This is a genomic window from Aeromonas sp. sif2416, assembly GCF_019218665.1.
GTDB classification, from domain to species: domain Bacteria; phylum Pseudomonadota; class Gammaproteobacteria; order Enterobacterales; family Aeromonadaceae; genus Aeromonas; species Aeromonas encheleia.
The window spans coordinates 125467-152254 of sequence record NZ_JAHUXC010000008.1 but is presented as its reverse complement, the minus strand read 5'-3'; the positions used below and the strand labels follow the sequence as shown (position 1 = coordinate 152254).

Genomic DNA, 26788 nt, shown 5'->3' with positions numbered 1-26788 from the left:
GCGCCCATCGGGCGCCTTTTTTATTGGTTGGCGTTCTGTATTGAAGCGGTTTGCCCTATGGTGTTGGCTCAATCATGGGAGAAGAACAGATGCGCACATGTCTGGTGATGGGGGCGGCCGGTTATATCGGATCTTATCTGGTGCCCCACCTGCAAACGCTGGGCTACCGGGTCATCGCCGGGGCCCGCCGCCCCTGCCGGCTGCCGGAGGGGGTCGAGTTTCGCCTCGCCGACAGCCTCAAGCCCATCACCCTGCTGCCCGCCCTGGCCGGGGTCGACACCGTCTTCTATCTGGTGCACGCCATGGGTGCCGGCGCGGGTTTCCACCGGCTGGAGCAGCAGGGGGTGAAGAACTTCGCCGCCGCCGCCCGCGCCGCCGGGGTGCGCCGCATCATCTATCTGGGCGCCATCCAGCCGGAGCGCTGCAACAGCCGCCACCTCAACTCCCGCCGCCATTGTGGCGAGCTGTTTCGCGAGGCGGGGGTGCCGACGGTGGAGCTGCGGGCCGGCATCATCATAGGGCCAGGCTCCGCCGCCTTCGAGGTGATGCGGGATCTGGTGTTCAACCTGCCGATGATGGTCACCCCCAAGTGGGTGCGCTCCCGCACGCCGCCCATCGCCTTGTCCAACCTGCTGCACTACCTGGGCGGGCTGGTGGAGGCCGAGGGGGTGGATGGCCTGGTGCTGAACGCCGTGGGCCCCGAGCTGCTCAGCTATCAGCAGCAGTTGCAGAAGTTCGCCGCCCATATCGGCAAGCGCTTCCCGGTCATCCCCATCCCCTTCCTGAGCCCCAGGCTCTCCGCCTGGTGGCTGCAATTTGCCACCTCGGTGCCCCAGCCGGTGGCCAAGGCGCTGGTGGGCGGCCTCAAGCACGATATCCCGGCCGAGGGGGGCCAACTGCAGAGCCTGCTGCCCCAGACCCTGCTCAGCTTCGACGAGGCGCTGACCGAGACCCTGGCGCTGGAGCAGAGGCTAGGGGCCGAGCAGCAGGGGGAGGAGACGCCGCTGGGCCTGCGCTGGCGCCATCCCGAATACGGTTTCTATGATCGCACCGCCAGCGGGGAGGCGGTCTGCCTCGCCGGCCCTGAGGTGGTGTGGCAGGTGCTGCAGCAGCTGGGGGGCGAGCAGCGCTACTTCTACATGAACGAGCTGTGGGTGGTGCGCGAGTGGATGGATCACCTGATCGGTGGCCCGGCCCGCACCCGCGGCCGCACCAACCCGGATCGCTTCGTGAAGGGGGACATGCTGGACTCCTGGCAGATCCTCGGGGTGGACGAGGGGCGCAGGCTGGATCTGCTGTTCAACATGAAGGCCCCCGGGGTGGGGCGGCTGGAGTTCAACATCTTGCCGGAGGAGTCCGGCCTGACCCGGCTCAAGGTGACCGCCCACTGGCATCCGCAGGGCGCCTGGGGACTGGCCTACTGGCTCGCCATGCTGCCGTTCCACCTGTTCATCTTCCAGGGGATGACGGAGGCCATCGCCCGTCAGGCGGAGGCGCGGGCCGGCATACCCGTGATGGACTGAAACCATATCTATAACTAAATAGGTATTTGTAGCTGGTGTGACATGCTAATAACTGGCATGTCAGTGGCTCGTGGCAATATTTTCTACTGTGAAAGCCCGCTGGTTTTCTTTATGATCCCCAGCCCTCGCCGTCGGCGAGCCATGCACCACTACATTCATTTCCGTATCGGGGTCCCCCATGTCCGATCTGCGTCAGCAAGCGCTCGATTACCACGCCCAGCCCGTTCCCGGCAAGATTGCCATCGCCCTCACCAAGCCTGCCGAAACCGCCCATGATCTGGCGCTGGCCTACAGCCCGGGCGTCGCCGAGCCGGTGCGCGAGATCGCCGCCAACCCGGAAGATGCCTACCGCTACACCGGCAAGGGCAATCTGGTGGCCGTCATCTCCAACGGCACCGCCATCCTGGGGCTGGGCAATCTGGGCCCGCTGGCCTCCAAGCCGGTGATGGAGGGCAAGGCCCTGCTGTTCAAGCGCTTCGCCGGCATCGACGCCATCGACATCGAGGTCAAGCACGAGACCAGCGCGCAGTTCATCGACACTGTGGCGGCCATCGCCGACACCTTCGGTGGTATCAACCTGGAAGACATCAAGGCGCCGGAGTGCTTCGAGATCGAGCAGGCGCTGATCGCCCGTTGCGACATCCCGGTGTTCCACGATGATCAACACGGCACCGCCATCGTCACCGCCGCCGGCCTGCTCAACGCGCTGGAAGTGCAGGGCAAGCGCATCGAGCAGAGCCGCATCGTCTGCATGGGCGCCGGCGCGGCCGCCACCGCCTGCATGGATCTGCTGATCAAGTGCGGCGCCCGCCCCGAGCACATCTTCATGCTGGATCGGCAGGGGGTGATCCACAGCGGTCGCACCGACCTGAACCAGTACAAGCAACGCTTCGCCAACGACACCCCACTGCGCACCCTGATGGAGGCGATCGAGGGGGCCGATGTGTTCGTCGGCGTCTCGGGCCCGGACGTGCTGCCGGCCGAGGCGGTGGCCCTGATGGCGCCGCGCCCGGTGATCTTCGCCTGCTCCAACCCGGATCCCGAGATCAAGCCGTCGCTGGCGCACTCGGTGCGCGATGACCTCATCATGGGCACGGGCCGCTCCGATTATCCGAACCAGATCAACAACGTGCTCTGCTTCCCCTTCATCTTCCGCGGCGCGCTGGACGCCCGCGCCAGCCGCATCAACGATGCCATGAAGATCGCCGCGGTGGAGGCCATTCGCGGCCTGGTCAAGGAGCCGGTGCCGGCCGAGGTGCTGACTGCCGCCGGGGTGAGCGAGCTGAGCTTCGGCAAGGATTACGTCATTCCCAAGCCGATGGATGCCCGCCTGTTGCCGCGGGTGGCCCGCGCCGTGGCGCTGGCCGCGGTCGAGTCGGGGGTGGCGCGCGTCGCGTTGCCGGCGGACTACATGCTGGACTGAATCGCGGATCGTGCCCCAGGCTCGCCAGCGGTAACAACAGAAGGGGCCCCGTGATGGGGCCCCTTCTCGTTAAGGCAAAGCCAAACTGTTGTTATCAGGCCTTGGGTGCAGCAGCCGTGGGTTTGGCCTTGGCGGTAGGCGCGACGGCGGTGTGGGCTGCCTTGTGGTGGTGTTTTTTCACGACCTTGGTCTGAGTCGCATGGGTGGCCGGCGTCGCCGGGGTGGCGGTGGCGGCCATGGTGAAGCCGGAGGTCAGGGCGAAGACAGCGGCCAGACTCAGGGGGATCAGCTTGTTCATATTCCAGTTCCTCGTTCGGGTTGATGGTATGGAGCTTTTCTCCATGGCTTCATCCTAGGGCTGTTCCCGATCCGCTTCAGTGAGTGGCTGGTGACGGTTTGTATCCAAATGTACCGGCAGCCGCAGGCAGAAGCAGGTGCCGCTCGCCGCAGGCAGCAGCTGCACCTCGCCGCCGTGGTGGCGGGCTATGCTGCGCACTATGGCGAGCCCGAGCCCGGCCCCGCCGGTGCGCCTGTCCCGGCTCTGATCCAGCCGCACGAAGGGCTCGAAGATCTGGGGCGCGAGTGCGGGCTCTATGCCGGGGCCGTCGTCGCTCACCATCAGCAGATAGTCATCCTGTTGCCGCGCCATGCTCAGGCTCACCCGGCCGGCCGCGTGGCGCAGGGCATTGCCGATGAGGTTCTCCAGCGCCCGCTCCAGCAGCCTGGCATCCCCCCGCCAGGGCAGGGGCCCCGGGGGGATAGCGAAGTCGAGTCGCTTGTCCGGCCGCAGGGCCTGCCAGTCCCCCAGCCGTTCCCGGGCCCAGCCACCCAGCTCCAGCGCGCTGCACTGCAGCGGCAGGGACGGGCGATCGAGGCGGGCGTAGGTGAGCATCTCCTCGATGAGGGAGTCCAGCGCCCCGAGGTCGCGCTCCAGCCCCTGCCGATCCGCCTCGCTCGGCGGTGGCTCCAGCATGGCGAGCCGGTAGCGCAGCCTGACCAGGGGGGTGCGCAGCTCGTGGGCGATGGCGTCGGTCAGCTGCTTGCGGCTGGCCAGCATGGCCTGCAACTGCTCGGCCATCTGATCGAAGGTGCGGCCGACCCTGGCCAGGCTGCTGCCAGTGGGCAGGCCGGTGCGGCTGGAGAGATCGCCGTCGCCGACCCGGCGCGCGGTCTGCTCCAGCTGCTGCAGGCCGCGCCAGTGGGGCCGCAGCCAGAGCAGGATGGGCAGGCCGAGGGAGAGGCCGATGAGCAGCAGCAGGCCCACATCGACCCAGTGCAGCTCGTGCAGGTAGGAGAGATAGGGCACCGGGCCGACGATCAGCACCTGATCGGTCTTGGGAATGCGCTGCAGGAAGGTGTCGTCCTCCTCGACGATGACGATGTTGCCCGCCTCGAGGAAGGCCTGATCGTCGCTGGCCAGCGGCTGGTTGGCGAGGGGGCCTATCTGCAGCGGCAGGTTGAGCTGACGGCTCTGCTCCGCCATGCGGGCGGGCCAGTGCTCGGCCGGCAGCCGTGCCAGCTCGCCGGTGAGCAGGCCAAGGGAGCCTTGCATCATGTGTTCAAGATAGCGGTCACCGGCCCGCTCGGCGCTGACCTGATAGACCAGGCCGATCAGCAGGATGGCGAGGCCGAAGCAGCCGATCAGCAACAGGTAGAACTGGATAAACAGGCGACGCATTGGCGCTCTCCCTGTGGGCAGAAGTGGGGGCTGGCCGTCGGCACTGGGCCGCCAGGCGCTCGATCAGTCCCAGGCCTGGGGGACCAGCAGATAACCCTTCTGGCGCACCGTCTTGATCCGGGTCGGGTTGTTGGGGTCATCCCCCAGCCGGCGCCGCAGGCGGGAGATGGCGACGTCCATGCTGCGATCCTGGCCGTCGTAGTCGCGCCCCCGCAGGCTGCGAAACAGCGCCTCCCGCCCCAGGATCTGGCCGGCATGGCAGGCCAGCTCCCACAGCAGATCGAAGTCGGCGGTGGAGAGCGGGATGCTGGTGCCAGCCAGCCGCACGTCCCGGCCCGGGCCGTCGATCTGCAGGCGGCCGAACTGCAGGCGCTGGGGCGGCGCGCTGGGCACGGCCGCGGCCGGCGCCCCCTGCTGGCGGAACTGGACCCGCAGCCGGGCCAGCAGCACGGGCGGTGGCGTGGTCTTGAGGATGTAGTCGTTGGCCCCCAGCTCCAGGCTGAGGATCTGGTTCATGTCGCTGTCGAGCGAGGTGAGCATGACGATGGGGCCCTGGAAGCGCGGCCGCAGATCCCGGCACAGGGAGAGCCCGTCCTGACCCGGCAGCATGATGTCGAGCAGCACCAGATCCGGCTGCTCGGCCAGGACTCTGGCCAGCGCCAGATCGCCTCGGGTCTCCAGCAGGACCTCGATATCGTGGCGGCCCAGCCAGCTGCTGATGAGCTGGCCTATCTCGGAATCATCTTCAACAAAGAGAACGCGTGGCATGGTGGCGTGACACCCCGGCAATGGCGCGGATGCGCGTGCCGCCAGCATAACGGCTCCCCCCGCTCTCTGCACCGGGATAAATAATCAAACAGGGCCCTTGGGCCCTGTCGTCATATTGGTTGCTGCCGCCTGTGTTAACTCGCCTTGCGCTTCAAGTAGACCCCGGCTTCCATATGATGGGTCCAGGGGAACTGGTCGAACAGCGCGAAGCGGGCGATCTCGTGGGTCTCGCCGAGGACCTGCATGTTGGCCTGCAGGGTCTCGGGGTTGCAGGAGATGTAGAGGATGTTGTCGTACTCCTGCACCAGCTTGACCGTGGCGTCGTCGAGCCCGGCACGGGGCGGGTCGACGAAGATGGTGTTGCACTGGTAGCTCGCGAGATCGACCCCCTTGAGGCGGTTGAACTCCCGCTCGCCGCGCATCGCCATGGTGAACTCCTCCGCCGACATGCGCAGTATGATGACGTTGTCCACCCCGTTGGCGGCGATGTTGAACTGGGCGGAATCCACGCTCGGCTTGGCGATCTCGGTGGCCAGCACCTTGCGGAAGTTCTGGGCCAGGGCGATGGAGAAGTTGCCGTTGCCGCAGTAGAGCTCCAGCAGGTCACCCTCGCTCCCCCTGGTCACGTCCAGCGCCCAGCCCAGCATCTGCTGGTTAATCTCGGCGTTGGGCTGGGTGAAGCTGTTCTCCACCTGCTGATAGATGAGTTGGCGGCCCTGCACCGTCAGCCGCTCGATGACGAACTCCTCCCCCAGGCAGATCTTCTGCTTGTGGGCGCGGCCGATCAGTCGCAGATCGAAGCCCTTGGCGCGCAGCTCGGCCTGCAGCGCCTCGGCCACGGGCTGCCACTCGGCCTCGAGCCGGCGGTGGTAGAGCAGGCTGACGCAGAGCTGGCCGGAGAGGGTGGAGAGGTAATCGATCTGGAACAGCTTCTTGCGCAGCACCGGGTGCGGGCGCAGGCCCTCGAGCAGCACCGGCATCAGCTGGTTGATGAGGCGGCTGGCGGTGGGGAACAGGTCGACCCGGATGATCTCCTTGGTGGCCGGGGCATACATGCAGTGGAAGAGGTCATCTCCCTCGTGCCAGATGCGGAACTCGGCGCGCATCCGGTAGTGCTCGGCGGGCGAGGCATGCACCTCCAGCGCGGGCGGATTGCAAGCGGCGAACAGCTCGATGAGGCGGGCGCTCTTCTCGTCGAGCTGGGCCTGGTAGTCGGCGGGAGTCCGCTGGGATTGGGTCATTGATACCTCGCATGCACCGGGCAGGGCCGGACAGAAACCGGGGGAAGGCCAGAGGCCATCCAAAGGGGCCAGATTGTAAAAGGCGGGCGCAGATTCTCCAAGTTTTTATGGTCAAGAAGTGTGCAGTCAGGCCGATAACCGATCCACCACCATGGCGGGAGGAAGGATTATGCAGATAGATGGCGTGGGCGCGGCCCAACCCAAGGGAGTGGGTGCCTCCCCCAAGGCACCTCAGCAGGCGGCGGCAAAGCAGGCGGAGGAGGGGGAGGCGGTCACCCTGAACCGGCCGCCCAAGTGGGCGCAGGTGCTGATCCAGCAGGCGCTGCAGTTCACGCTTGAGCTGCATGGCCAGCGCTATCAGGCGCCCAAGAATCAGGAGTTCAAACTGAACCCGCCGGAGGCGATCACCCCGGAGACCCTGTTCGACTTCCAGTCGGTGGCGGACAACGTGCTGCAATTTGTCAGCGGGCGGTTGGGGGCAGCGCGCTCGGATGGCAAGAGCGATGACGAGCTGGCCGAGATGATGGCGCAGGCGCGCAAGGGGGTCGACATGGGCTTCAGCGGCGCCAGGGAGCAGCTCGGCGACTGGGCCACCGACAACGAGGAGATCAAGACCGGCATCGATAAGAGCTACAAGCTGATCCAGGATGGGCTGGAGTCCTTCGAGCAGGAGTTCTTCGGCGAGGTCTCGACCACGGATCTGGGGGCGGCCAAGATGGCCAGCCGGCAGCAGGCCTTCCTCGAGATAGAGACCCGGGACGGGGACCAGCTGATGCTGCGCTTCAGCGACAGCTGGCAGTTCAAGTCCCGCCGTGAGGAGGGCTTCAGCCTGAAGTCGAGCCAGAGCTTCGACTTCTCGCTGCAAGGGGCGCTCAGCGGCGACGAGATGGAGGCCATCGGCAAGCTGGTCAAGGGGCTGGACGATCTGGCCGGCCAGTTCTTCGGCGGGGATGACAAGACGCTGGCGGACAGGCTGAACGCGCTGCAACTGGATGACAGCCAGCTGGCCTCCTACTCCCTCAAGCTCAGGCAGAGCAGCAAGCTGAGCCAGGCCTATCAGGGGGCTCACTCATTGCAGGAGAGCCTGAAGCCGCTGGCGGACTATCTGCCCCTGCTGAGCCAGTGGCAGCGAGGGGCCGATGCCGCGCTGCCGGCTTCCTCACAGCAGGCGCTGACGCCGGCGGTGCTGGCGGCGCGGGGGCAGGCCGATCCGGCCCAGAGCGCGGGCTTCGTCGGCTTCAATCAGCGGATGCTGGAGGCCATGAGGCTGCTCGGCCAGCAGATGGCGACGCGCTAACCTGGCGCCATCGCCCCTGTCGACCCTGGGTACGGGTCGTTTGCCAGTCCGGGCCCGGGCTGGCAAACTGCCCTTTTCTCCAGCCAGAAGATGCCATGAACCCCAAGAAACCGAGAGACAAGCGCGAGCTCTGCTACCCCTTCATCTTCGAGACCCAGTTCCAGTGCGACTACGAGATCGCCACCGACGAGCTCTGCTGTCAGGTGGGGGCCGTGCTGGCGCAGCTGGCACCCAAGGCCGATACCGAGGCCATGCTGGCCGATCTGGGGGCCCTGCAGCGGCTCATCTACAACCTCAACGGCTCGGTGCGCGGCAAGCTGGGGATCTTCGAGCAGGATCTGGACTGGCTGAAGGGGCGTTACGATCACTACAACGAGGCGAGTCGTGGCCGGGTCACCGGCTTCGTGCTGCCCCAGGGGCCGCAACCCATCCCCACCCTGCACCTGTGCCGTTGCGGCAGCAAGAAGGTGGTGCGGCTGCTGGTGCGCCTGGAGGAGAGCGGCGTGCGCTTCGATCCCATCCTCTACCGCTTCGCCAACCTGCTCGCGAACTTCTTCTTCGTGCTGACCGTCTACCTCAAGCAGGCCTGGGACGTGCCGGAAGTGCCCTACGTCAGCATCAACTACTGAGCCTGAGCGCCAACAAAAACCGGAGCATCTGCTCCGGTTTTTTTATCTCAGCTCGAGAGCAGCACCCTGGCCGAGTTGGCCGGGATGGTGAGTTGCAGCTGGCCCTGCACCACCTCGAACTTGTCGCCGTTGAAGGCGTCGGTGAAGCGGCTGGCGGGGCTGGCGGTCTGCCACAGGGGCAGGCTGATGGTACGCGGTTCGGTGGGGTGGCGGTTGCAGGCCACCACCACCTGATCGCTCTGCAGGGTGCGGACGAACACATAGCTGTGGGGGCCGGCGTAGAGGGTCTGGATGTCCCCCCGGCGCAGGGCGGGCCGCTGCTTGCGCAGCTGGATCAGGCGGCGATAGTGATCGTGCAGCACATGATCCCAGTCGGTGGTCTCCCAGGGGAAGCAGCGCCGGCAGTCCGGGTCGTTGCCACCGGAGAGGCCCACCTCGTCGCCGTAGTAGATGGACGGCACGCCTATGTAGGTGAGCAGCAGGGTGGCGGCCAGCCGCATCCGCTGCTTGTCCTCCCCCAGCAGGTAGAGGAAACGGGCGGTGTCGTGGCTGTCCAGCAGGTTGAACTGGGCCAGCTGGTTCTTGAACGGGATGTGGGCCCGCGCCAGCTTGAGCCAGCTGTCCAGCTCCTCGGCGCTGATCCTGATGGGGTGGTAGGCGATGTCCTGCCCCGCCAGGAAGGCGCGAATGGGGTGGGCGAAGCCGTAGTAGTTCATGGCGCCGTCCTCCTGATCCCCCTGCAGCCACTGGCTCGCCTCGAAGAAGTGCTCGCCGAGCACGTAGGCGTCCGGGTTCTCCTGCTTCACCGCGCCGCGAATGGCGCGCACGTGGCCGCTGTTGCCCATGGCCGAGCCCCGCTCCCCCAGCATGTGGATGACGTCGAAGCGCCAGCCGTCGATCTGGTAGGGGGCGCGCATCCAGTAGCGCAGGATGGCGTTGTCGGCGCGATAGACGGCGTCCTGCACCTGGGCGCTGGCGAAGTCGAGCTTGGGCAGGCTGCGGATCCCCTTCCAGCTGACGTAATCCCCCTCCTGATCGAAGGTGTAGAAGCTGCGCCAGGGGGAATCCGGGTTGCTCTTGGCCCCCAGCGGCGGGCAGAACCAGGGGTGTTCGGTCGAGGTGTGGTTGACCACGGCATCCAGGATGATCCTCATGCCGCGCTGATGCAGGTTGCGGGTCAGCTCGGCGAACTGCGCATTGCTGCCGAGGTGCGGGTCGACGCCGTAGTAGTCCTGGGTGTCGTACTTGTGGTTGCTCGGCGAGTCGAAGATGGGGTTGAGGTAGAGCGCCGTGATGCCGAGGGACTGCAGGTAGTGCAGCTTGGCATCGATGCCCGCCAGATCGCCGCCGTAGAACTCGCAGGCGGCATGCCCTTCCTCGTGCCGGCTGACCGGCTCTCCCCAGGCCTTGCTGATGACGGCCTTGCCCCGGTATTCGTATTCGTGATGACGCACGCTGAGGGAGGGATCGCCGTTGCAGAAGCGGTCGGGGAAGATCTGGTAGAACACCTGATCCTGTACCCAGGCCGGCGGCTGATGCAGGCTGTTGAAGCGGAAATGCTGCTCGCGCGGCGGCATGGCGGCGCTGACACCGGCCCCGTGCAGCCACCACTGCTGCTCATCGGTGAGGCACTTGAAGCAGTAGAGGTGGATGTCCTGCCCCCTGGCCAGCGGCAGCTCGACCTGCCAGACCTGCAGCCGATCCCGGGTCGAGACCGGGGTCATGGCCAGCAGGTACTCCTCGTTGTCCGGCTCGTGGCGCAGCCATACCTCCCGGATCGGGCTGTCCAGCTCGCTGAACAGGGTGAGCAACAGGGCATCGGCACGCTCTTTGAACCAGGGTGCCACCTGGGGGTGAAACAGGAAGGGAGGAGTCATGATGTCTACTGCGTCAGAAGGTCGGCGAGGGCCATATTACTACCCTGTTCGTGAAGTTGTGGGTGTTGACCGACCAGAGTGAGACGGGGATCGGACCCGCTCTGGTCGGCCACCGTGGATCTACTGGGTCAGCAAGTCGGCGAGGGCGTTGCCCTGTTCATGGAGCTGTTCGAGCTGGTCCGCCAGGGTGCTGGGATCCAGCCCGAGCTGGTCGGCGAGCGGCGTGGGGAAGCGGGCTATGATGGCCTGGGCCGGCACCCCGGCATGCCAGGCGAAGGAGACGAAGACGGCGAGCCGGATCAGCACCGCCTCCTTGCTGACCGGCTGATAGGAGAGCGGGTCCAGCTGCTGGGAGATGGCGTCGACGAAGGATTCCGACAGGTTCCAGCGTCGTGCCAGCTCGGCGCCGAGCTGGGCGTAGTCGTAGCCCAGCATCTCCCGCTGGGCCTCGACCCGGCTGCTGCCCTTCTCGATGGCCAGGCTGATGAGCTCGGCCTCCTCCGGCAGAGTGCTCTGGATGAGCAGCTCGCCGATGTTGTGGATCAGCGCGCAGGTGAAGGCGGTCTCCGCATCCACCACCTTGGTCTGCAGGGCCAGGGTGCGGGCTATGGTGGCCACCTGGAAGGTCTGGGTCCAGAAGCGGTTCTTGTCGAAGCTGGGGGGAGCCTTGAAGCTGCTGATGATGCCGGAGGCGACCACCACGGAGCGCAGCCGGTTGAAGCCGAGCCGGATCACCGCCTGCTCGATGGAGGTGACCTCGTTGCCCCGGCGCAGGGCGGCCGAGTTGGCCATCCGCAGCACCTTGACGCTGATGACCTGGTCCATGGCGATCTTGGCCGCGATCTCGTCGATGCGGGCATTCTCGTCGCTGAAACTCAGCATCAGCTCGTGCAGTAGCTGCGGGATTGTGGGCAGTTGCTTGATCTTGCCAAACAGGCGATCCATCGACATGGCTGAGGCAGCCTCCATTGCGAACAGTGCCTCATAGTGTGCCACAGGCTGGCCAGTTGTTCCTGTCGGCGAGTGGTTTTGTGAGCCCTAGTACACCCAATCGCGCAGCTGGTATTCCAAACGGTGCCGTTTCCCCTGCAGGATCAGGGTCTGGGGAGTCCCGCTCAGGCTGGCTCCCTCCATCAGGGTAACGATGACCGCCTGCTCTATGCTGTCGAGCTGGGGCTGGCAGGCCATGGCCGTGCTGCCGAGGCTGGTGACCCAGAATCTGTTGCCCTCGAGGTGGCCCTGGCCGAAGTAGCGGTTGCAACCGGCGATGCCGTTGACGGTGAAGTGCTCACCTATCTCGATATCGGGCGGATTGACGCGGGCGCTGGCGATGGGCTGACCATCCAGCTTGTCGAGCACCCAGTGGTGGTGCTGCAGATCTTGCTGGACGAAGACGGGAGTACTGCTGCAGGCGCTGAGCAGAAGCAGGGCGAGCAGCAGTAGCAGAAATCTGGGCATCGAAGGGGCTCCGGTGATGGGAGCGACAAGCATACCCTCGGCGCCGCCTGCGGGGCAGGGCGGCGAAGGGGGAGCCCGACTGCTTCTGTCGCCCTCATGGGCGGGGGGGTGTCGGCAAATGGCAACACCCGGTCCGGCTGAGCCTCGAGTTTGGCAGCAGGGGCCCCAGCGGGCCCTCAGTTGGCGAACAGCCGCTCGGCATGACGGGCGAGGCCCGCGGCCACCGAACCGACGTCTCCCCTTTCCAGCGCATATGGCCGGCAGTTTCTGGCGGATGAAGGCCCGGAGAGCGCGAATGGGCTCGTCAGTTGGCGAACAGCCGCTCGGCGTAACGGGCTAGCCCCGCGGCCACCGAGCCGAAGTCATCCCCCCCTTCCAGCGGTATGGTTGGCAGTTTTTGGCGGATGAAGGCGGCGATCAGCGGCGAACGGGCGCTGCCGCCGGTGACGAAGATCCGATCCGGCTGCACGCCGGCGGCGGCAATGGCCTGATCCATCAGCTCGCCGATCTTCTCCAGCAAGGGCGCCGAGGCGCTGGCCAGCTGCTCGCGGCTGAGTTCCGCCTCCAGCCCCTTCTCCAGCTCGCTCAGGGATTGCTGATTGAGCTGGTGGTCGGACAGCGCGATCTTGCCCTGCTCAGCGCGCCACACCAGCTGGTGGCTCAGCTTGTGGGCGCGCAGGCAGGCGAGCCGCGCCAGCTTGCTGCCGGGCTGGCTGTCGAGCTGCAAGTCCTGCAGCTGGCGGGCGGTATCCAGGCTGTAGAAGCGGCTCTGGGCGCTGACGTCGTTGATGGCGGCCGCATCCCAGAACAGCGGATGGGGCAGCGGCTTGCCGGTCTTGAGGGTCTCGTGCATGCCGAGCAGCGGCATCATGCCCTCCACCGTCAGGCGGATGTCGAAGTCGTTGCCACCGACCCGCTGGCCACTGTGGCCGAGCAGGTCGCCGCTGCGATCCAGCCGATCGCGATGGCTGGGGCCCATGCGCAGCATGGAGCAGTCGGTGGTGCCGCCGCCGATGTCCACCACCAGCACCACGGCATCCTCGCTGAGGCGGGCCTCGAACTCGAAGCCGGCCGCCACCGGCTCATAGAGAAACTCCACCTGCTCGAAGCCGGCCAGCCGGGCCGCCTCGGTCAGGATGGCGATGGCCTGGCGGTTGCTCTCCTCCCCCGCCAGCCCCTGGAAGTTGACCGGGCGGCCGATCACGGCGCCGCGCACCGGTTGGCCGAGCTGCTGCTCCGCCTCCTCGCGGACCCGCAGCATCATGGCGCAGACGATGTCCTCGAACAGGGCGATCTGGGGGGCCTTGAGGCCGTAGGCGCCGAGGAAGGACTTGGGCGACTTGATGTAGTAGCCGTCGTCCGGCTCCTCCAGGTAGCGCTCCAGCGCCGCATTGCCGAAGCTGAGCTCGTCGATGAGCCCCTCCTCGCGCATCTGGCGCCGCACCGCCTGGGCCCGGGTCACCACGGGGCCGCGCAGCTTGAGGTACTCGGTCTGCCGGGCAGGGGTCAGCCGTTCGGCCAACAGGCCGGCGATGGCATCCCTGTGGGGGGCGTGCAGGGTGGAGGGGAGGTAGCGGGAGCCTGACAGGGTCAGCAGCCGGGGGCTGCCTTGTTCCATCACGGCGACGGCGCAGTTGGAGGTACCGTAATCAAATCCGATAAACATGGGCGGCCAGGCTCCTGCATAAAAAAGGGCTGGTAGCCTACCCGAAGGCGCCGGGTCTCACAACCCGGCGCGCCTGAATGACGGACTAAATGCGAGGAATGCTTACTCCACCTCGTTGTCGCTGCGGCCCTGCTGCTCGATGGCCTGGATGTTGCTGAGGGTGGTATCGGCGATGGCGTGCAGCGCCTCCCGGGTCAGGAAGGCCTGGTGACCGGTGAACAGCACGTTGTGGCAGGCGGAAAGGCGACGGAACACATCGTCGGTGATCACCTCGTTGGACTTGTCGGAGAAGAAGAGATCTTCCTCCTCCTCGTATACGTCCAGCCCCAGGGCGCCGATGCGGGCGGTCTTGAGCGCCTCGATGGCGGCGTTGGAGTCGAGCAGGCCGCCGCGGCTGGTGTTGATGATCATCACCCCGTCCTTCATCTTGGCGAAGGCCTCCTTGTTCAGCAGGTGATAGTTCTCCTTGAACAGCGGGCAGTGCAGGCTGATGACGTCGGACTGGCGGAACAGGGTGTCGAGATCCACGTACTCGGCGCCGAGATCCAGCGCGGCCTGGTTCGGATAGGGGTCGCTCACCAGCAGGCGCATGCCGAAGCCCTTGAGGATGCGCAGGGTGGCGATGCCTATCTTGCCGGTGCCGACGATGCCGGCGGTGCGGCCGTGCATATTGAAGCCGACCAGCCCTTCCAGCGAGAAGTTGGCATCGCGGGTGCGCTGGTAGGCCTTATGGATGCGGCGGTTGAGGGTCATCATCAGGCCGACCGCGTGCTCGGCCACCGCCTCCGGGGAGTAGGCGGGCACCCGCACTACCTTGAGCCCCAGCTCCTTGGCGGCGACCAGATCCACGTTGTTGTAACCGGCGCAGCGCAGGGCGATCACCCTGGTGCCGTTGGCGGCCAGTTCGGTCAGCACCGCCCGGTCGGCGTCATCGTTGACGAACAGGCAGACCACGGGGAAGTGGTGGGCGAGGCGGGCGGTCTTGGCTTCCAGCCGTACGTCGAAGAACTCCAGCTCGAAGCCGTACTGGCTGTTGGCCTGATTGAAGTGTTCCTTGTCATAGCTCTTGGTACTGAAAACGGCGACTCTCATGATGCGCTCTCCGCAGATATCGATGTAGTTAAATTACAACAGCTTGAGGTGTTGAGCACGGGATAAATGGTGGGGGATCAGCCCCAGGGCATGATGGGAACCGCACTCACCGCGCTCTTGTAAGAACCATCTACCAATTTGGTGCTGTAAGTCAGGTAGACCAGGGCGTTGCGCTTATTGTCGTAAAAACGCACCACTTTCTGCTCCTTGAACACCAGGGAGATGCTGACATCGAACACCTCTTCCCCCGCCTTCAACTTGGCGGGCAGGGTGATGGGGCCAATCTGGTGGCAGGAGAGGGAGGCATGGGAGGGATCCTCCGCCAGCCCCAGCCCGCCCTTGACGCCGCCGGTCTTGGGGCGCGCCAGATAGCAGGCGACGCCATCGATGCGGGGATCGTCGAACGCCTCCACCAGGATCTTGTGGTTGGGGCCGACCAGCTTGAAGGCGGTGCTCACCTCGCCGACGGGGTCGGCCTTGTCCGCGAGGGCGGGGCCGGCGAGCAGGGCGACGAGCAGCAGCAGGGGATGACGGTACGACATTGAGACTCCTCCCGGCCTATCGGTAAGACAGGCCCAAACGACTGTAGAGACTGGCCAGCACCCAGGCGGGGCCGATCAGCAAGAATTGCAGGTCGGCGAGGAAGGAGGGGCGCTTGCCCTCGATCCGGTGGCCGACAAACTGGGCTATCCAGAGCAGCACGAACGCGACCAGCGCCGGCAGCAGCAGGGGCCCCTGCCACAGGGCGCAGGCCACCAGCCCCAGCGCGGTGAACCCCGCCATGCCCCAGAACAGGGGGCGTGACAGGCGCAGGTAGAACAGCAGCACCGGGATGGCCGCCAGTATCGCCCAGTTGAGCCCGAATGGCAGGGGCCCCCTCGGCAGGCACCAGAGCAGGGCGAGCCCGCACAGGTAGATGCCGGGGACCGCCACCTTGTGGATCGCCACATTGGTGGGGTGGCGGTGGCTCTGACCATAGTCGCCGAACCAGTCATCGAGTCGTTTCATGGCACCTCCCTGGTGCTGTAAGTGAAACTCATGGCCCGCCTCTCCCTGGCGGGCACCAGACCTGTTGTGGCCTCATGGGGCCCCAGGCTGTGATCGTGCTGTGTCACTGCCCTGCCGGAAGATCGTCTCCCTGCGTCAGCGCTTTACTGCCCTTGCCGGGGCGGATATTCCCAATATTGGGCCGGGATGCTCCTGAGCAAGGGGGTCATGTCCGGATTGACCAGTGGAATGGTCAGGCGTTGATCCAGGTTCGCGCTGGTCAGGGCCTCGCGGACCTTGGGATTCTCCCGGAAGAACTGCATGAAGCTGCCGTCGGCGTAGGCGCGTTCCAACCCGGTCTGGATCGCCTTGGCCAGCTTGGGGGACTCGGGGCTGACGAAGAAGAACTCGGCGAAGGGGTAGCGCAGCAACAGGTGCTGCTCGATGGCGAGGTTGGGGTACTGGGCCAGCAGCTCATGGCTCTCGGCGTAGACCTCCACCAGGCCGCGGGGGAAGAAGTCGAGCTTGTCGCCGTCGTTGATGAGGCGGAACAGGTTGCTGTAACGGCCCGCGTAGGTCGGGATGCCCGCCAGCTCCAGGATCTTGTTGTCTGCCCAGCCGACGCCCTGAGCCGCCTTCATGACCTTGAGGTCGGCCAGCGAGCCGACCTGATTGAACTTCTCCTGGGCATCGCGATGGATGAAGGCGATCCTCAACCCTTCCAGGCCACGGAACAGCGGGATGGGGATGGGGATGAGGGCGGATTCGAGGGTGCTGGAGGTGCCCATCCAGAACACGTTGATGGTTTTGCCCTTGCGCAGCTCTTGCTGCAGGCTGTACTGATTGAGATTGAGTTCGACCCGCTCCAGCTTGAACGGCTGACCGGCGTGGTTGAGTGCCAGTTCCAGCAGCTTGAGCTGGTATTCGTTATCGAGGTCGTTGATCGGCCGGCTGGGGACCTTGACGGTGAGAGTCTGTGCTTGTGCCAGCAACGGCAGGCACAAACACAGCTTGATGAGCCATTTCACTCTCTGCTCTCCTGATAGATTCCGGGACTTGCCCGGAGTCTATCAGAAGAATCAGGCGACGCGACGGAACACGTGGGTATCGTTGAATTCCTTGGTGCTCTGGCATTCGACGCAGAAACGGGACTCAGGGCGAGCCTGCAGTCGCTTGAGGGATATTTCGTCACCGCAGGATTCGCAGTAGCCAAATTCCCCTTCATTGATGCGTTTCAACGCCCCTTTCAGCTTGCGCAGATGCAACTTGTCGTGCTCGATGCGATTCAGCTCCAGACGGCGGGCTTCCTCGATGCTGGCACGGTCAATTTCATCAGCCATCTCGTTGGTATCGGTGGCGATGGCCTGGCTGGCTTGGGAGTTGAGACGATCTTCGAGTTCGACGATTTGTCGCTCGATCTGACCCTTGTAAAAGGCCAGTTGGTCTTCAGTCATGAAATCACACATAGCGTTTACTACCAGTCAGTTTCCCAATTTTCCCTATTTATGGGGGCTGTCTGCTTGCAGACCAAGCCCCTGTATCCCGATTTGCACCAAATCCATGCAGGAGAGTGCAAATCAGGGCGGGCCTTGTACCAAAAAAATGCAGGCATGCAAAGCAGATCGGATAAGGACTGTGCGCCCTTGCAAAAAAATGGCCCTTTTCGGACAGGCCCTGACGGAGCCTGGCCCCCTGAGCGGCCCGCCGTTGGCACTGGGCTTGCAGTGAGCTGATGGTGATACAAGGTGTTTAGTATTTGGTGCCGGCCTGGTCATTATATAGGCCATTAATTATAGTTTTTTAAACACCACCGCTTGACAAAGGCCATTATCACGGGCTTTTATGGTGCTGTTGATTACATTTTTTTAACATGGGTGTTCCATATATTAGACACCCTTGCCAATGACAACCGTAGAGTCGGGGTTTAACATGGACAGTATCAAGGGCTGGATGGAGAGTAATCGCATCACGGAAGTGGAGTGCCTGTTTCCGGACTTCACCGGCAATGCCCGAGGCAAGATCATTCCAGCCAATAAATTTCTGCGCGAGGGGGGCATGCGGCTACCCGAGATCATCTTCACCCAGACGGTGACCGGCGAGTATCCGGATGACGACAGCATGATAGACCCGCTGGAGCGGGACATGCAGCTCTACCCCGATCCCAACACCATTCGTTTCGTGCCCTGGGCGCTGGAGCCCACCGCTCAGGTGATCCACGATTGCTTCGATATCAATGGCAAGCTGATCGACATCGCGCCGCGCTCCGTGCTGCGCCGGGTCCTGTCATTCTATGAGAAGCAGGGCTGGAAGCCGGTGGTGGCCCCCGAGCTCGAATTCTACCTGGTCAAGCGCAACGAAGACCCCGACTACCCGCTGGTGCCGCCCGTGGGTCGCAACGGCCGCCCCGAGACTGCCCGCCAGTCGTTCAGTATCGATGCGGTCAACGAATTCGACCCCATCTTCGAGGACATGTACGACTACTGCGAGGCGCAGGAGCTGGAGGTGGACACCCTGATCCACGAGTCCGGTGCCGCCCAGATGGAGATCAACTTCCTGCACGGTGACGCCATCGACCTGGCGGATCAGGTGTTCCTGTTCAAGCGCACCATGCGTGAGGCGGCGCACAAGCACGGCATCTACGCCACCTTCATGGCCAAGCCCATGAGTGAAGAGCCGGGCTCCGCCATGCACATCCACCAGAGCCTGGAGGATGCCGAGGGGCGCAACCTGTTCGGCACGGACAATGGCGGCAACACCGAGCTGTTCATGCACTTCATCGCCGGCCTGCAGAAATATACCCCGGCCGTGACCGCGCTGCTGGCACCGAACGTCAACTCCTACCGCCGCCTCACCTTCGGTGAGAGTGCGCCGCGCAACGTGCAGTGGGGCGTGGAGAACCGCACCTGCGGCCTGCGGGTGCCCTTCTCCGAGGCCAGCGCGCGTCGGGTGGAGAACCGCTTCGCCGGCGCCGATGCCAACCCCTATCTGGCGCTGGCCGCGACCCTGGCCTGCGGCTACCTCGGCATGATGGAGAAGCTGGAGCCGATGCAGGAGATGAAGGCGAGCGCCTACGACCTGCCCTACAGCCTGCCCCGCTCGCTGGAGGAGTCGCTGAGCCACCTGGAACAGTGCGAGCCCATCAAGGAGATGCTGGGCGAGCGTTTCATCCGCGCCTTCGTCGCGGTCAAGCGCAAGGAATACGAGACCTACTTCGGGGTGATCAGTCGTTGGGAGCGGGAATTCCTGCTGCTGAACGTGTGATGTCGGTGCGTGCAAGGCGCACGCAACCCCGACAGGGGGAGGTCGATGCCGGCCTCTCCCGCCGAGAGTGAAAGCACCAAACAGCAACAAGCCGGGTCGCACGCCGCTCATGATGAGTGGCGGTGCAGGGTGATGAGTACCCGCCGATCCCGTATGACGACAGCACCAAGCAGAAACAAACCGGGTCGCACGCCGCGCATTATGAGTGGCAGTGCAGGGCGACGAGTACCCGCCGCTCCCGTATGGCGATAGTACCAAGCAGCAGCAAACTGGGTCGCACACCACTCGAGGGTGGTAGTGCATGGAGGCTGATACCGGCCTTTCCCGCTCATATCGAAGGAACCGAGGAGCAAGCAATGCAGCACACCACTCGTGAGTGGCAACAACTGGATGCCAGCCATCACCTGCATCCCTTTACCGATTTTCAGGCGCTGAACAACAAGGGCAGCCGCATCATCACCAAGGCCGAGGGGGTCTATCTGGAAGACTCCGACGGGCGCCGCATCCTGGACGGGATGGCGGGCCTGTGGTGCGTCAACATGGGTTACGGCCGCCAGGAGCTGGTGGACGCCGCCACCAAACAGATGCAGCAACTGCCCTATTACAACCTCTTCTTCCAGACCAGCCATCCGCCCGCTGCCGAGCTGGCGACCCTGCTGGCCGAGATCACGCCGTCTCATCTCAACCACGTCTTCTTCACCGGCTCGGGTTCAGAGTGCAACGACACCGTGCTGCGCATGGTGCGCCACTACTGGGCCAGCAAGGGGCAGCCGGACAAGCAGGTGATCATCAGCCGCCACAACGCCTACCACGGCTCCACCGTGGCGGGGGCCAGCCTGGGTGGGATGAAAGGCATGCACGCCCAGGGCGGGCTGCCGATCCCCGGCATAGTCCACATCGATCAGCCTTACCACTTCGGTGAGGGGCAGGGGGTGAGCGCCCATGAGTTCGGGCTGGAGCGCGCCCGTCAGCTGGAGCTGAAGATCCTGGAACTGGGGGTGGACAAGGTCGCCGCCTTCATCGGCGAGCCCATTCAGGGGGCCGGCGGCGTCATCATCCCGCCCGACAGCTACTGGCCCGAGATCCAGCGCATCTGTGACAAGTACGGCATCCTGCTGATCGCCGACGAGGTGATCTGCGGTTTCGGTCGCACCGGCCACTGGTTCGCCAGCGAAGACTTTGGCATCAAGCCGGACCTGATGTGCCTGGCCAAGGGCATCACCTCTGGCTATCTGCCGATGGGGGCCGTGATGGTCGGCGACAGAGTCGCCAAGGTGCTGGTGGAAGAGGGGGGCGAGTTCAACCACGGCTTCACCTATTCCGGCCACCCTGTGGCCTGCGCCGTGGCCATCGCCAACATCCAGCTTATGCAGAGTGAGAGCATAGTTAAGCGAATTCATGATAGCATTGGCCCCTATTTGCAACGTCGCTGGAGCGAGCTGGCCGATCACCCGCTGGTGGGAGAAACCCGGGGTAAAGGCCTGGTCGCCGCGTTGGAAATAGTCCAGGACAAGCAGACCAAGCGTCGCTTCCCGGCCCAGCAGCAGGCGGGGATGACCTGTCGGGAGTTCTGCTTTAACAATGGCTTGGTGATGAGGGCGGTCGGCGATACCATGATCATATCGCCCCCCTTGGTGATCACCGAGGAACAGGTAGATGAATTGGTCAAACTGGCCAGGCTCAGTCTGGATCTGACGGCTGCGAAGCTGCAGGAATAGGCTGTACCCGAGCAGGTTGGCTTACGCATACAATTTGCTTAGGAGACAAGGACTATGTCTTTTAAAACGGGAATGCTGGCCGCCTCAGTGGCGCTGGTCATGGTCAGTACTGGGGCGATGGCCGATGACAAGGTACTGCACGTCTACAACTGGAGCGACTATATCGCGCCAAATACCCTGGAAGATTTCCAGAAAGAGACGGGCATCAAGGTCATCTATGACGTGTTCGACAGCAACGAGGTGCTGGAAGCCAAGTTGCTGGCAGGGAGTTCGGGCTATGACATCGTCGTGCCGTCCAACCCCTTCCTGGCCAAGCAGATCAAGGCCGGGGTGTTCCAGAAGCTGGACCGCGCCAAGCTGTCGAACTGGAAGAACCTGGACACTACCTTGCTCAAGGCGCTCGAGCCGAGTGACCCGGGCAACTTGTACTCCATCCCCTACCTGTGGGGCACCATCGGCTACGCCTACAACATCGACAAGGTGAAGGCGGTGCTGGGTGCCGATGCGCCGGTGAACTCCTGGGATCTGGTGTTCAAGCCGGAAAATATGGCCAAGTTGAAGGAGTGCGGTGTCTCCTTCCTCGACTCACCGACCGAAATGCTGCCGGCGGCCCTGCAATATCTGGGCTTCAAACCGGATAGCCAGAAGCCGGATGAGTTGAAGAAGGCGGAGGAGTTGTTCCTCTCCATCCGTCCCTATACCGCCTATTTCCACTCTTCGAAATACATTTCGGATCTGGCCAACGGCAACCTGTGCGTGGCGGTCGGTTACTCCGGGGACTTGCAGCAATCCAAGTCCAGGGCGATCGAGGCCAAGAATGGTGTCAATCTGACCTATGTGATCCCGAAAGAGGGGGCAGGCAGCTTCTTCGACATGTTGGCCATCCCGGCCGATGCGAAGAACGTGGAAGAGGCCCATGTCTTCCTCAACTATCTGATGAAGCCTGAGGTGATTGCCAAGATCTCGGATGCGGTCAGCTATCCGAGCGGGAACAAGGCCTCGGTGCCGCTGGTCTCGGAGGCGATCCGCAACGACCCGGGTATCTACCCGAGCGATGAGGTCCTGGCGAAGCTGTACGTCTTCCCGGATCTGCCGGCCAAGGTGCAGCGTCTGATGACCCGCAGCTGGACCAAGATCAAATCAGGCAAGTAGCAAGTAAGTGACGAGTGCCCCTCCCGGTCCGCAGTTCGGCCGGGAGGGTAGTGACCACCCGAACAGGTTGGACGGCGTGTATGGATGCGCGACTGGCAAAATCACAATATGAGGACTGATCAAAGTGCACATGACCAAGATAGCAACGCTGGCCCTGACCCTGGGGTTTGCAAATCTGACCCAGGCAGCCCCTGTGGTTCATTTTTACAACTGGTCCGATTATATCGGCGAGACCACCCTCAGTGACTTTCAGCAGAAGACCGGGATCAAGACCGTTTACGACGTGTTTGATTCCAATGAGACGCTAGAGGGCAAGCTGCTGACCGGGCGTACCGGTTATGATCTGGTCGTGCCTTCCAACAATTTCCTGGCCAAGCAGATCCAGGCGGGGGCCTTCCAGAAGCTGGATCCTGCCCAACTGCCCAACATGGTCAACCTGGATCCCCTGCTGCTCAAGCAGCTCGACAAGGTGGATCCCGGCCATCAGTACGCCGTGCCCTACCTGTGGGGTACCAACGGCATCGGTTACAACGTCGACAAGGTCAAGGCGGTGCTGGGGGTCGACAAGATCGATTCCTGGGCGATCATCTTCGAGCCGGGCAACATGGAGAAGCTGTCCCATTGTGGCGTCGCCTTCCTCGATTCGGCCGATGAGATGATCCCGGCCGCCCTGAACTACCTCGGCCTCAACCCCAACAGCCATGATCCGGCCGATCTCAAGCGTGCCGAGGAGCAACTGCTGAAGGTGCGCCCCTATGTGGCCTACTTCCACTCCTCCAAGTACATCGGCGATCTGGCCAACGGCGACATCTGCGTGGCGGCCGGCTTCTCCGGTGACATCCTGCAGGCGGCGGCCCGGGCCAACGAGGCAGGCAAGGGGATCAATATTGCCTACAGCATCCCCAAGGAAGGCGGCAATCTCTGGTTCGACATGATGGCGATCCCGGCCGATGCCACCAATGTCAAAGAGGCACACGCCCTGATCAACTATATTCTCGAGCCGCAGGTGATCGCCAAGGTGAGCGACTATGTGGGGTATGCGAACCCCAACACCAAGGCGGGAGAGTACATGGAGAAGCGCGTGCGCGATGACGAATCCGTCTATCCCCCCCAGGCGGTGCTGGAGCGGTTGTATGTGCAGGAGTCACATCCCCGTTCGGTACAGCGCCTGATCACCCGGAGTTGGACCAAGATCAAGTCCGGAACCTAACCTTGGCGCCCACCCCGGGGCGCCAGATTGTCTTTATGGATCGGCCCCGGCCGGTATCACGTGTGGGAGTTTGGTAATGGCGATAGCCTCCAGTGCCTATAAAAAAGCCCTCGAGGGCAGCCAGCAGCGTAAAGAAGTGCTGGTCAAAATAGATCGGGTAAGCAAGCAGTTCGACGAAACGCTGGCGGTCGATAACGTGTCTCTCAACATCCATAAAGGCGAGATCTTCGCCTTGCTGGGTGGCTCCGGCTCCGGCAAGTCGACCCTGCTGCGGATGCTGGCCGGGTTCGAGCGCCCCACCGAGGGACGGCTGTTCCTGGATGGCGTCGACATTACCGACATGCCGCCCTATGAACGTCCGATCAACATGATGTTTCAGTCCTACGCCCTGTTTCCCCATATGACGGTGGCGCAGAACATCGCCTTCGGCCTCAAGCAGGACGGTCTGCCCAAGGCAGAGGTCGATGCCCAGGTCGAGGAGATGCTCAAGCTGGTGCAGATGACCCAGTATGCCCGTCGCAAGCCCCATCAGCTCTCCGGTGGCCAGCGTCAGCGGGTGGCCCTGGCCCGTTCCCTGGCCAAGCGTCCCAAGTTGCTGTTGCTGGACGAACCCATGGGGGCGCTGGACAAGAAGCTGCGCTCGCGGATGCAGCTCGAGCTGGTGGAGATCATCGAGCGGGTCGGCGTGACCTGCGTCATGGTGACCCACGATCAGGAAGAAGCCATGACCATGGCCGAGCGGATCGCCATCATGCACCTGGGCTGCATCGAGCAGATCGGCAGCCCGATGGATATCTACGAGACCCCGGCCAGCCGGCTGGTGTGCGAGTTCATCGGCAACGTCAACCTGTTTGACGGCCTGCTGGTGGAGGACGAACAGGACCACGCCACCATCGCCTGTGCGGATCTGGAGCAGCCCATCTACGTGGGTCACGGCATCAGCTCTCGCGCCGAGAACAAGAAGGTGAGTTATGCCCTGCGGCCGGAGAAGCTGCTGATGAGCACTCAGAAGCCGAGCGATCTGGAGCACCCCGACTTCAACTGGACCAAGGGGCTGGTCTACGACATCGCCTATCTGGGCGGCCACTCCGTTTATCACATCCAGCTGCCCTCGGGCAAAATCGTTCAGGCTTTCATCGCCAACGCCGAACGCCACGGCAAGCGGCCAACCTGGGATGACCAGGTGTTCCTCTACTGGGAAGATGACAGCGGCGTGGTGTTGCAATCATGAAGGCATTGAGACGACTGAAGCGACTGGGCGGGCGCCAGCTGGTGATCGGCATCCCGTTCTTCTGGCTGTTCCTGTTCTTCCTGCTGCCCTTCATCATAGTGGTGAAGATCAGCTTCGCCGAAGCGGACGTGGCCATCCCGCCCTACACCGACGTGGTGAGCTGGGCCGATGACCAGCTCACCATCCTGCTCCACCTGGGCAACTACCTGCTGCTGCAGGAGGATGATCTCTACATCGCGGCCTATCTGGGCTCCCTCAAGATGGCCCTCATCAGCACCATTCTCTGCCTGCTGATCGGTTATCCCATGGCCTATTCCATCGCCCGGGCCAACAAGGAGACCCAGACCGTTCTGCTGCTGCTCATCATGATGCCGACCTGGACCGCAATCCTGATCCGGGTCTACGCCTGGATGGGGATCCTCAGCAACAACGGCCTGCTCAACAGCCTGCTGATGGGCATAGGCCTGGTCGACGAGCCGGTGCAGATCCTCAACACCAACCTGGCGGTCTATATCGGCATCGTTTACTCCTACCTGCCGTTCATGGTGCTGCCGCTCTATGCCAACCTGGTCAAACATGATCAGAGCCTGCTGGAGGCGGCCTCCGATCTCGGTGCCCGCAACCTGACTAGGTTCTGGCGGATCACGGTGCCGCTCTCCAAGAACGGCATCATCGCCGGCTGCATGCTGGTGTTCATTCCCGTGGTGGGCGAGTTCGTCATCCCCGAGCTGCTCGGCGGCCCCGAGACCCTGATGATCGGCAAGGTGCTGTGGCAGGAGTTCTTCAACAACCGCGACTGGCCGGTGGCCTCCGCCCTGGCGGTGGTGATGCTGGCTGTGCTGATCGTGCCGATCATTCTGTTCAACCGTAACCAGGCCAAGGAATTGGAGGGGAAAGTATGAAGCGCTTCGGTTTTGCCAAGCTGATGCTGTGGCTGGGGCTGCTGTTCATCTACCTGCCCATGGTCATCATGGTGATCTACTCCTTCAACGCCTCCAAGCTGGTGACGGTGTGGGGAGGCTGGTCGCTGAAGTGGTACTTCGGCCTGCTCGAGAACAAGCAGCTGATAGGCTCGGTGCTGCGTTCCCTGGAGATCGCCTGCTACACCGCCATCGCCGCGGTGGCGCTGGGGACCACGGCCGCCTTCGTGCTGACCCGGATCCCGCACTTCCGTGGCCGGACCCTGTTCGGTGGCCTGGTGACGGCGCCCCTGGTCATGCCGGAGGTGATCACCGGTCTGTCGCTGCTGCTGCTGTTCGTGGCCATGGCCCAGCTGATTGGCTGGCCGGCCGAGCGGGGCATGCTGACCATCTGGATAGCCCACACCACCTTCTGTACCGCCTATGTGGCGATAGTGGTGTCGGCCCGGCTGCGGGAGCTGGATCTCTCCATCGAGGAGGCGGCCATGGATCTGGGGGCCAAGCCCTGGAAGGTGTTCTTCCTGATCACCATCCCGATGATTGCGCCTTCGCTGGCGGCGGGCGGCATGATGTCGTTCGCCCTGTCGCTGGATGATCTGGTGCTGGCGAGCTTCGTCTCAGGCCCGGGCTCCACCACCCTGCCGATGGAGGTGTTCTCGGCGGTGCGACTCGGAGTGAAACCCGAGATCAACGCGGTGGCCAGCCTGATCCTGCTGTCGGTGTCGCTGTTTACCTTCGGCAGCTGGTATCTGATGGCCAAGGCGGAGAAACGCCGTCGTGCCGAGATTGCAATGACCACCCAGATGCAGGCAGTCGCCTGACCACAGGGCTGTTGACGAAGCAACGCGGCTTGCGCCAAAGCATCGACAGCCCCTAAGATCCGCATTCTCTCATCCAGCAGGAGGACAGAATGCGGATCTCCCTCTTTATCGGCCAGAGTGCCGAGTTGAACGCCAAACTGGTTCCCGGCCTGGTATCGGCCATCCACAAGCAAGCAGCGGACAGACCCCTGTGGTGCCGCTTCTCGGGTCTGGACGGTGATGAACAGAGCGACCAGCGCCATCACGGTGGCCCGGATCGGGCGCTGCATTACTATCCCGCCGATCACTATCCCTGGTGGCAGACCTGGCAAACCGCGCTGGGTTTGCCCGCACCCCGTACCCCCTGGCAACCGGCGGCCTTTGGCGAGAACCTCTCCGGCCTCGGGCTGACCGAGGCGCAGGCCTGCATCGGCGATGTCTACCGGCTCGGCGAGGCGCTTGTTCAGGTAAGCCAACCGAGATCCCCCTGTTTCAAGCTGAACCAGCGTTTTGGCTATCCGCACCTCTCGCTGATGATGCAGCTCAACGGCCGCTGCGGCTGGTTGCTCAGGGTGCTGGAGGAGGGGTGGGTTGCCCAGGACGAGGAGCTGTTGCTGGTCGACCGGCCCTATCCCGAGCTGACGGTGAAGCGCACCGCCGACATCCTGTTCAACCAGGTCCGCAACGAGGGGGAGCTGCAGCTGTTGCTGGACAATCCGGCCCTCTCCCCCAACTGGCGCCAGCATGCGGCCCACTGGCTGGAGCATGGGGTGGTGGCCGATTGGCGAAAACGGCTGCTGGGGCCGGTCGAATTCCAGCTGCCGACGAAAGGGGTATGACACCGCGCCATGTGGCGC

Annotated in this window: 25 protein-coding genes; 12 read left to right on the top strand and 13 right to left on the bottom strand. The window is 63.8% G+C overall.

All coding sequences use genetic code 11. The features are described from left to right. The first annotated feature begins 89 nt into the window (after positions 1-89). Positions 90-1523: a DUF2867 domain-containing protein gene (locus KW821_RS15520; RefSeq protein ID WP_042654479.1), complete on the top strand. Its 1434-nt coding sequence runs from the start codon at positions 90-92 to the stop codon at positions 1521-1523. A 178-nt stretch (positions 1524-1701) separates the two neighbouring features. Beyond that, complete coding sequence (locus tag KW821_RS15515; RefSeq protein WP_218292071.1) at positions 1702-2946, top strand: malic enzyme-like NAD(P)-binding protein; 1245 nt, start codon at positions 1702-1704, stop codon at positions 2944-2946. Positions 2947-3040: 94 nt separating this feature from the next. On the opposite strand, the gene KW821_RS15510 is transcribed toward KW821_RS15515, so the two are convergent. From KW821_RS15510 to trmA, 4 genes are all read right to left on the bottom strand, one after another. Beyond that, positions 3041-3244, bottom strand: coding sequence for a hypothetical protein (locus KW821_RS15510; protein WP_218292070.1), 204 nt, complete (start codon positions 3242-3244; stop codon positions 3041-3043). Between the two features lie 54 nt (positions 3245-3298). After that, positions 3299-4624, bottom strand: coding sequence for a two-component system sensor histidine kinase RstB (gene rstB, locus KW821_RS15505; RefSeq protein ID WP_218292069.1), 1326 nt, complete (start codon positions 4622-4624; stop codon positions 3299-3301). A gap of 63 nt (positions 4625-4687) precedes the next feature. Continuing rightward, entirely contained in the window at positions 4688-5392 is a 705-nt protein-coding gene (gene rstA, locus KW821_RS15500) for a two-component system response regulator RstA (protein WP_218292068.1), read from the bottom strand. A 134-nt stretch (positions 5393-5526) separates the two neighbouring features. Then, positions 5527-6633 (bottom strand): tRNA (uridine(54)-C5)-methyltransferase TrmA, encoded by a 1107-nt coding sequence (gene trmA, locus KW821_RS15495; RefSeq protein WP_218292067.1) that lies wholly within the window; start codon positions 6631-6633, stop codon positions 5527-5529. A gap of 169 nt (positions 6634-6802) precedes the next feature. Between trmA and KW821_RS15490 the strand changes: the two genes are divergently transcribed. Both KW821_RS15490 and KW821_RS15485 read left to right on the top strand, forming a co-directional pair. Continuing rightward, positions 6803-7930, top strand: coding sequence for a DUF5610 domain-containing protein (locus KW821_RS15490; protein ID WP_218292066.1), 1128 nt, complete (start codon positions 6803-6805; stop codon positions 7928-7930). A gap of 95 nt (positions 7931-8025) precedes the next feature. Beyond that, a complete protein-coding gene (locus tag KW821_RS15485; protein ID WP_218292065.1) occupies positions 8026-8559 on the top strand; it encodes an ATP--cob(I)alamin adenosyltransferase in 534 nt (177 codons plus the stop codon). Positions 8560-8606: 47 nt separating this feature from the next. On the opposite strand, the gene malZ is transcribed toward KW821_RS15485, so the two are convergent. The 9 genes from malZ to KW821_RS15440 all read right to left on the bottom strand — a co-directional run bounded on the left by malZ (position 8607) and on the right by KW821_RS15440 (position 17105). Further along, positions 8607-10436 (bottom strand): maltodextrin glucosidase, encoded by a 1830-nt coding sequence (malZ, locus tag KW821_RS15480; protein ID WP_218292064.1) that lies wholly within the window; start codon positions 10434-10436, stop codon positions 8607-8609. 120 nt (positions 10437-10556) lie between these two features. Then, positions 10557-11405 (bottom strand): HDOD domain-containing protein, encoded by an 849-nt coding sequence (locus KW821_RS15475; RefSeq protein WP_218292063.1) that lies wholly within the window; start codon positions 11403-11405, stop codon positions 10557-10559. A 69-nt stretch (positions 11406-11474) separates the two neighbouring features. Then, the gene (locus KW821_RS15470) at positions 11475-11894 is read right to left on the bottom strand and encodes an META domain-containing protein (RefSeq protein WP_218292062.1); all 420 of its coding nucleotides are present in this window, start codon (positions 11892-11894) and stop codon (positions 11475-11477) included. A 304-nt stretch (positions 11895-12198) separates the two neighbouring features. Further along, complete coding sequence (gene yegD / locus KW821_RS15465) at positions 12199-13560, bottom strand: molecular chaperone (protein WP_042654418.1); 1362 nt, start codon at positions 13558-13560, stop codon at positions 12199-12201. Between the two features lie 102 nt (positions 13561-13662). Continuing rightward, entirely contained in the window at positions 13663-14652 is a 990-nt protein-coding gene (locus tag KW821_RS15460) for a 2-hydroxyacid dehydrogenase (protein WP_218292061.1), read from the bottom strand. Positions 14653-14729: 77 nt separating this feature from the next. Next, entirely contained in the window at positions 14730-15194 is a 465-nt protein-coding gene (locus KW821_RS15455; protein ID WP_218292060.1) for a CreA family protein, read from the bottom strand. A 16-nt stretch (positions 15195-15210) separates the two neighbouring features. Beyond that, entirely contained in the window at positions 15211-15660 is a 450-nt protein-coding gene (locus KW821_RS15450) for a DUF962 domain-containing protein (protein WP_042654415.1), read from the bottom strand. Positions 15661-15803: 143 nt separating this feature from the next. After that, entirely contained in the window at positions 15804-16667 is an 864-nt protein-coding gene (locus tag KW821_RS15445; RefSeq protein ID WP_218292059.1) for a transporter substrate-binding domain-containing protein, read from the bottom strand. A 51-nt stretch (positions 16668-16718) separates the two neighbouring features. Continuing rightward, positions 16719-17105 (bottom strand): TraR/DksA C4-type zinc finger protein, encoded by a 387-nt coding sequence (locus KW821_RS15440; protein ID WP_042654413.1) that lies wholly within the window; start codon positions 17103-17105, stop codon positions 16719-16721. A 463-nt stretch (positions 17106-17568) separates the two neighbouring features. On the opposite strand from KW821_RS15440, the gene KW821_RS15435 reads away from it, so the two are divergent. From KW821_RS15435 to KW821_RS15400, 8 genes are all read left to right on the top strand, one after another. Next, on the top strand, positions 17569-18900 hold the full coding sequence (locus tag KW821_RS15435) for a glutamine synthetase family protein (RefSeq protein ID WP_218292058.1): 1332 nt from the start codon (positions 17569-17571) through the stop codon (positions 18898-18900). 356 nt (positions 18901-19256) lie between these two features. Then, positions 19257-20618 (top strand): aspartate aminotransferase family protein, encoded by a 1362-nt coding sequence (locus tag KW821_RS15430; protein WP_218292057.1) that lies wholly within the window; start codon positions 19257-19259, stop codon positions 20616-20618. A gap of 54 nt (positions 20619-20672) precedes the next feature. Continuing rightward, a complete protein-coding gene (locus tag KW821_RS15425) occupies positions 20673-21770 on the top strand; it encodes an extracellular solute-binding protein (RefSeq protein ID WP_042644596.1) in 1098 nt (365 codons plus the stop codon). A gap of 130 nt (positions 21771-21900) precedes the next feature. Then, the gene (locus KW821_RS15420; protein ID WP_232018890.1) at positions 21901-22980 is read left to right on the top strand and encodes a polyamine ABC transporter substrate-binding protein; all 1080 of its coding nucleotides are present in this window, start codon (positions 21901-21903) and stop codon (positions 22978-22980) included. Between the two features lie 76 nt (positions 22981-23056). Then, positions 23057-24211, top strand: coding sequence for a polyamine ABC transporter ATP-binding protein (gene potA, locus KW821_RS15415; RefSeq protein ID WP_033129005.1), 1155 nt, complete (start codon positions 23057-23059; stop codon positions 24209-24211). After that, on the top strand, positions 24208-25113 hold the full coding sequence (locus KW821_RS15410; protein ID WP_042654408.1) for an ABC transporter permease subunit: 906 nt from the start codon (positions 24208-24210) through the stop codon (positions 25111-25113). Before potA ends, KW821_RS15410 begins: the two co-directional genes overlap by 4 nt. Beyond that, on the top strand, positions 25110-25952 hold the full coding sequence (locus KW821_RS15405; protein ID WP_042654407.1) for an ABC transporter permease subunit: 843 nt from the start codon (positions 25110-25112) through the stop codon (positions 25950-25952). Before KW821_RS15410 ends, KW821_RS15405 begins: the two co-directional genes overlap by 4 nt. A gap of 89 nt (positions 25953-26041) precedes the next feature. Further along, positions 26042-26770, top strand: coding sequence for an MOSC domain-containing protein (locus KW821_RS15400; RefSeq protein WP_218292056.1), 729 nt, complete (start codon positions 26042-26044; stop codon positions 26768-26770). The last annotated feature ends 18 nt before the right edge of the window (positions 26771-26788 follow it).

Coding starts and splice junctions, on each gene's coding strand:
- KW821_RS15520 (WP_042654479.1), top strand. CDS start 90: ATGCGCACATGTCTGGTGATGGGGGCGGCCGGTTATATCGGATCTTAT.
- KW821_RS15515 (WP_218292071.1), top strand. CDS start 1,702: ATGTCCGATCTGCGTCAGCAAGCGCTCGATTACCACGCCCAGCCCGTT.
- KW821_RS15510 (WP_218292070.1), bottom strand. CDS start 3,244: ATGAACAAGCTGATCCCCCTGAGTCTGGCCGCTGTCTTCGCCCTGACC.
- rstB (WP_218292069.1), bottom strand. CDS start 4,624: ATGCGTCGCCTGTTTATCCAGTTCTACCTGTTGCTGATCGGCTGCTTC.
- rstA (WP_218292068.1), bottom strand. CDS start 5,392: ATGCCACGCGTTCTCTTTGTTGAAGATGATTCCGAGATAGGCCAGCTC.
- trmA (WP_218292067.1), bottom strand. CDS start 6,633: ATGACCCAATCCCAGCGGACTCCCGCCGACTACCAGGCCCAGCTCGAC.
- KW821_RS15490 (WP_218292066.1), top strand. CDS start 6,803: ATGCAGATAGATGGCGTGGGCGCGGCCCAACCCAAGGGAGTGGGTGCC.
- KW821_RS15485 (WP_218292065.1), top strand. CDS start 8,026: ATGAACCCCAAGAAACCGAGAGACAAGCGCGAGCTCTGCTACCCCTTC.
- malZ (WP_218292064.1), bottom strand. CDS start 10,436: ATGACTCCTCCCTTCCTGTTTCACCCCCAGGTGGCACCCTGGTTCAAA.
- KW821_RS15475 (WP_218292063.1), bottom strand. CDS start 11,405: ATGGAGGCTGCCTCAGCCATGTCGATGGATCGCCTGTTTGGCAAGATC.
- KW821_RS15470 (WP_218292062.1), bottom strand. CDS start 11,894: ATGCCCAGATTTCTGCTACTGCTGCTCGCCCTGCTTCTGCTCAGCGCC.
- yegD (WP_042654418.1), bottom strand. CDS start 13,560: ATGTTTATCGGATTTGATTACGGTACCTCCAACTGCGCCGTCGCCGTG.
- KW821_RS15460 (WP_218292061.1), bottom strand. CDS start 14,652: ATGAGAGTCGCCGTTTTCAGTACCAAGAGCTATGACAAGGAACACTTC.
- KW821_RS15455 (WP_218292060.1), bottom strand. CDS start 15,194: ATGTCGTACCGTCATCCCCTGCTGCTGCTCGTCGCCCTGCTCGCCGGC.
- KW821_RS15450 (WP_042654415.1), bottom strand. CDS start 15,660: ATGAAACGACTCGATGACTGGTTCGGCGACTATGGTCAGAGCCACCGC.
- KW821_RS15440 (WP_042654413.1), bottom strand. CDS start 17,105: ATGTGTGATTTCATGACTGAAGACCAACTGGCCTTTTACAAGGGTCAG.
- KW821_RS15435 (WP_218292058.1), top strand. CDS start 17,569: ATGGACAGTATCAAGGGCTGGATGGAGAGTAATCGCATCACGGAAGTG.
- KW821_RS15430 (WP_218292057.1), top strand. CDS start 19,257: ATGCAGCACACCACTCGTGAGTGGCAACAACTGGATGCCAGCCATCAC.
- KW821_RS15425 (WP_042644596.1), top strand. CDS start 20,673: ATGTCTTTTAAAACGGGAATGCTGGCCGCCTCAGTGGCGCTGGTCATG.
- KW821_RS15420 (WP_232018890.1), top strand. CDS start 21,901: ATGACCAAGATAGCAACGCTGGCCCTGACCCTGGGGTTTGCAAATCTG.
- potA (WP_033129005.1), top strand. CDS start 23,057: ATGGCGATAGCCTCCAGTGCCTATAAAAAAGCCCTCGAGGGCAGCCAG.
- KW821_RS15410 (WP_042654408.1), top strand. CDS start 24,208: ATGAAGGCATTGAGACGACTGAAGCGACTGGGCGGGCGCCAGCTGGTG.
- KW821_RS15405 (WP_042654407.1), top strand. CDS start 25,110: ATGAAGCGCTTCGGTTTTGCCAAGCTGATGCTGTGGCTGGGGCTGCTG.
- KW821_RS15400 (WP_218292056.1), top strand. CDS start 26,042: ATGCGGATCTCCCTCTTTATCGGCCAGAGTGCCGAGTTGAACGCCAAA.